The organism is Streptomyces sp. SID11385, assembly GCF_010548245.1.
Classification (GTDB): Bacteria; Actinomycetota; Actinomycetes; order Streptomycetales; family Streptomycetaceae; genus Streptomyces.
Genome location: NZ_JAAGLR010000014.1, coordinates 1 through 2,357, shown reverse-complemented (window position 1 = coordinate 2,357; position 2,357 = coordinate 1). Strand labels below are relative to the sequence as shown.

The window sequence follows — 2,357 nt, the reverse complement described above, 5'->3', positions numbered from 1 at the left end:
GGCCCGCGCGGGCCCTCGCGGTCTCGGCGGCGAGCAGGGCGAGCGCCTCGGCGCGCTCGACGAGAGGGGCGGTGGGCTCGGGCCCCGCGAAGCCGGAGGCGGGGGCGCCGGGTGTCGGGGAGGCGTCGGGGTCCGGCGGGGTCATGGCTGCCTCCTGGGGGGTGCCCGGTGGGGGACCGCTCGGGGGAGCGGTGGCGCGGGGGCGGCGGGGGGTCGGGTGGCTACGAGGGGTGCGGGGACGCGTGCGGTGGGCGAGTTGATGAAAGGGGGTGTGGTGACGGTGGGTGGTGTCGTAGTGTCGGGCTGAGTGGTGAAGACGGGGTGAACGCGCGCGTGGTTCCCGTGCCCACCGGGCCCGAAGGGGCGGGCGCGGCGGGGGAGATCCCGGGGTGCGGGCGGTGTTCTCGTGGTACGGATCGTGGTTGACCACGATTGCGCGGGGCGGGTGCGGCTCGTGAGGATGGTGGTGACCGCGACGTCCTCCGGCTGCCGCCGGGGGCTGCACCACCGATACGGGGAAACCTGTTGATACAGAGATCCGGTACGCCGGCGCACGACGTACGGGAGCGGATCGCCGTGACCGTGACGGCGTCCGACCCGCTCACCCGAGAAGGCGCCGTCAGCCAGCTGCGGCGTGAACCCGAGATAGAACTGCGCGAGGAACCGGGCCCCGGGTCCGTGGCACTGCTCATCGAGGAGGGACTCGACGAGGACGCGTTCGCGCGCCTGCGCCGCGCCGTGCGCAGCGAGGGCTCGCGCGCGGTGCTCGTCGTGGGGGCCGTGCGTGAGAGCGAACTCCTCGACCTCATCGAGTGCGGCGTGCGCGCCGTCGTCTGGCGCCGCGAGGCGACCGGCCCGCGCCTCGTCCAGGCGGTACGGGTCGCGGCGCGCGGCGAGGGGGAACTCCCCGCCGACCTGCTCGGACGCCTCATCAGCCAGGTCGGGACGCTGCACCGGGGGAACGGTGTGGCGGGCGGTACGACTCTGGGGCTCGCGCCGCGCGAGGCGGATGTGCTGCGTCTGGTCGCCGAGGGGCTGGACACCGGCGAGATCGCCGGGAAGCTCTCCTACTCCGAGCGCACCGTGAAGAACGTGATGCACGGTCTCACCACTCGGCTCCACCTGCGCAACCGCGCACATGCCGTGGCTTATGCCTTACGGCAGGGTTATATCTGACCGAAAAGACGGCAATGCCTTTCGCGAGAGTGAAAATGTGACCGAACCGGTAACTTATCAGGCGGCTCAGGCCGACTGACGGTCGCCGGTGCGCGGCACCGCGTGCTCCGCCCACGGAGAGCCCGCGCGAGCCGCCCACGCACAAGGGCACGCGAGACGCGTGCCACGACGAGGAGAACACCGCGGTGATCCACGAGGTCGACGAGGTCGTCAAAAGCCTCCTGGGCGGGGGAGGACTGGCCGGCACGGGGATCGACATCTCCTTCGAGGCCCCCAGCCGGGACTGGGCGGCACGGCGTACGGGGCCCTCGGTCAATGTGTACCTGTACGACATTCGCGAGGACGTGAACCGGCGTCAGCGGGGGCAGGTGCCCGTGCGGGACGCCCGTGACATCGTCGTACGACGCAAGCAGCCACCGCGCTGGTTCCGCCTCTCGTACCTCGTGACCGCCTGGACCCGCACGCCGCAGGACGAGCACCGCCTGCTCTCGGCCGTGCTCGCGACCCTCCTGCCGCACGAACTCCTGCCCGCCGAGACGCTGCCGCCCGCGCTCGCCGCGCTGGGCCTCTCGGTGCCGCTCAGCGTCGCGAGCGCGCAGACCGAGGCGCGCTCCTTCGCCGAGATCTGGTCCGCGCTCGACGGCGAGCTGAAGCCCTCGCTCGACCTCGCCCTCACGGTTCCCTTCCCGGCCTACCCCGAGTACGACGCCGGGCCGCCCGTCACCGAGGGTGCCGCGGTCCGCGTGCGGGCGGTCGGGGAGCCGTCCCTCACGAGCGAGCGCGCGCACACGCCCCGGCAGATCGAGGCCGCGCGCGAGGCACGGCGCGGACACGTGGAGGAGGGACAGTGAGCGCTCCCACCGTGACCGCGACGGCGGGGACCGACGAGGCCGCGGGGAGCGCCGGGACGAGCCTTCCCGCCCGCCTCGAAGCCCTCCGGCAGCGCGTGGCCGACCTCGTCGCAGACCGGGCGGCCGGTGACCCCACGGCGGACGACCCGCTGCGCGGCCTCTACATCTCCCCCGACACCGTCCGCAGGCTCCTCGACGCGGCACCGCCCGAGGACGGCGGACCGCTGTCACCGGGCGAGGTCGACGGACCGCTGCCACCGGGCGAGGACGGCGGCCAGCCGGACGGCGCCGGGGCCGCCTCCCGGCCCGTACCGCCGGAACCCGCCCCCG

At 74.0% G+C, this 2,357-nt stretch carries 2 protein-coding genes and 1 pseudogene; all 3 read left to right on the top strand.

Going from position 1 to position 2,357, the window contains the following annotated elements:
* The first annotated feature begins 522 nt into the window (after positions 1 to 522).
* Positions 523 to 1,176: a response regulator transcription factor gene (locus tag G3I42_RS00800; RefSeq protein WP_203606183.1), complete on the top strand. Its 654-nt coding sequence runs from the start codon at positions 523 to 525 to the stop codon at positions 1,174 to 1,176.
* A 185-nt stretch (positions 1,177 to 1,361) separates the two neighbouring features.
* Positions 1,362 to 2,027 carry a DUF4255 domain-containing protein gene (locus G3I42_RS00795; protein WP_164281929.1) on the top strand — a complete coding sequence of 222 codons (666 nt, stop codon included), beginning with the start codon at positions 1,362 to 1,364 and terminating at the stop codon, positions 2,025 to 2,027.
* 11 nt (positions 2,028 to 2,038) lie between these two features.
* Positions 2,039 to 2,357: pseudogene (locus tag G3I42_RS00790) on the top strand (hypothetical protein); the annotation flags it as partial.